The organism is Streptomyces sp. NPDC058157 (assembly GCF_042884105.1).
Taxonomy (GTDB): Bacteria; Actinomycetota; Actinomycetes; order Streptomycetales; family Streptomycetaceae; genus Streptomyces.
Genome location: NZ_JBHVUQ010000410.1, coordinates 1 through 2034 on the forward strand (window position 1 = coordinate 1; position 2034 = coordinate 2034).

A 2034-nucleotide genomic window follows, 5' to 3' on the forward strand; every position below is an offset into this window, starting at 1 on the left:
GGTAGGTGGTCCAGCCGGTGTTGTGGACGTCGATGGCCGCCCGGGTGGGATCCAGGTGGAAGACCCGGTTGACGACACCGGCGAGCAGCGCGGTGTCGTGGCTGATCAGCACCAGGCCGCCCTGGTACTCGCGCAGGAAGGCGCGCAGCCAGCCGATGGAATCGGCGTCCAGGTGATTGGTCGGTTCGTCCAGCAGCAGCACGCCGCCGTGCCCGGCGAACAGGAGCCGCGCCAGCTCCACCCGGCGCCGCTGCCCGCCCGAGAGGTTGCCGACGGGCTCGGCCAGTACCCGTTCGGGCAGGCCCATCCCCGCCGCCACCCGGGCGGCCTCCGCCTCGGCCGCGTACCCGCCCGCGGCCTGGAACGCCGCTTCCGCCCCGGCGTAGGCGCGCATCGCCCGCTCCAGGGCGCCCGGGCCGGCGGCCCCGGCCATCGCGGCCTCGGCGGTGCGCAGGCGGTGGAGCGCGGCGTCCAGACCGCGCGCGGACAGGATCCGGTCGGTGACCGTCACCGTCTGGTCGGCGGCGCGGGAGTCCTGCGCGAGGAACCCGACGGGACCGGTACGGGTGATCGTCCCGGCGGTGGACTCGGCCCGCCCGGCCAGGGCGGTCATCAAGGTGGTCTTCCCCGCGCCGTTGCGGCCGACCAGGCCGATACGGTCACCGGGAGAGATGGTGAGGGAAATGTCCGAGAGCAGCAGGCGGGCACCTGCGCGCAGCTCGACATCACGAACGGTAATCACGAGAGGACGCTCCGAAAAAGCAAAAGGACACACTTCTGGCGTGGAAGCGGGTCCTCAGCTAGGAAACTCGGGGCGTGGCCATGCCTCCTACCGTAGCCGACGCGTGGCGCCGGCCGCCGGGGGCCGGTGCCGGGCGGCCGGCGCACGGCCTCGGCCCGGCCTCTACGGAATGCGTACGAAGGCCCCCGCGCGGGCCGCCGCGGCCGCTGCCCCGGCCGCCCGCCGCGCCGCGGCCTCGTCCAGCGGGGCGTCCGTCGTCAGCAGGCGGTAGTAGAGCGGGGCGGAGACGGCGCGCACCACCTCGGCGGCGTCCGTGCCCTCGGGCAACTCCCCCCGCCCGACGGCCTCCTGGACGCAGGGCGCCCACTCCGCGACCCGGACCTCGTAGAACCGGTGCAGGGCCTCGGCCGTCCGGGCGTCGCCGGTGGCGGCCGCGATGACGGCCTTGAACAGGGGGCCCTGGCGCGGGTCGGACAGGGTGCGGCGGACGAGCCGGGCGTTGGCCAGCAGGTCCTCTTCGAGCGAGCCGGTGGCGGTGCGCGGGAGTGACTGCTCGGCCATGTCCGCCAGCAGGTCGGCGACCAGCCCGGCCGCGGTGCCCCAGCGCCGGTACACGGTGGTCTTGCCGACCTCGGCCCGCCGGGCGACCTCGGCCAGGTCCAGCCCGTGGAAGCCCTGTTCGGCCAGCATGTCCCCGGCGGCCTCCAGTACGGCGGCCCGCACCCGGGCCGTCCGGCCCCCGGGGCGCACGGTCCCCGGCTCACCCGCCCCGCCTCCCGCGCCCACGGCATCCCATGAGCCCTCCGGGGCGGACATCGGGCCATCACTCGGCAACGTCATAACGGGTCCCTGGTTCCATTAGTGGAGATCGGCTGTTACGTTGAGACCACCTTAATGGGTCCATGGTCCCATTACAGCTCGTGGGAGGAGTCCGTCATGGAATACAGGCAGCTCGGTGCGTCCGGCCTCAAGGTCCCCGTCCTCGGATTCGGCGCCGGCACCTTCGGCGGCCAGGGGCCCGTCTTCGGCGCCTGGGGCAGCACCGACGCCAAGGAAGCCCGCCGACTCGTCGACATCTGCCTCGACGCCGGCATCACCCTCTTCGACACCGCCGACGTCTACTCGGCGGGCGCCTCCGAAGAGGTACTCGGCCAGGCCGTCAAGGGCCGCCGCGACCAGGTGCTCATCTCCACCAAGGCGGGACTGCCGACCGGTGACGGCCCCGGCGACCACGGCACCTCCCGCTCCCGCCTCATCACAGCGGTCGAGGACGCCCTGCGCCGGCTCGGCAC

3 protein-coding genes are annotated in these 2034 nt (G+C 74.0%); 1 reads left to right on the forward strand and 2 read right to left on the reverse strand.

Features of this window, described 5'->3' with window-relative positions; all coding sequences use genetic code 11:
- Positions 1-742 (reverse strand): ATP-binding cassette domain-containing protein (locus tag ACFVXK_RS38410; protein WP_389621987.1); only part of this gene is annotated, 742 nt, incomplete at its 3' end.
- Positions 743-904: 162 nt separating this feature from the next.
- Positions 905-1558, reverse strand: coding sequence for a TetR/AcrR family transcriptional regulator (locus ACFVXK_RS38415; protein WP_389621990.1), 654 nt, complete (start codon positions 1556-1558; stop codon positions 905-907).
- A gap of 120 nt (positions 1559-1678) precedes the next feature.
- On the opposite strand from ACFVXK_RS38415, the gene ACFVXK_RS38420 reads away from it, so the two are divergent.
- The coding region (locus ACFVXK_RS38420; RefSeq protein ID WP_389621993.1) for an aldo/keto reductase at positions 1679-2034 on the forward strand (356 nt) is incomplete at its 3' end.

Coding starts and splice junctions, on each gene's coding strand:
- ACFVXK_RS38415 (WP_389621990.1), bottom strand. CDS start 1,558: ATGTCCGCCCCGGAGGGCTCATGGGATGCCGTGGGCGCGGGAGGCGGG.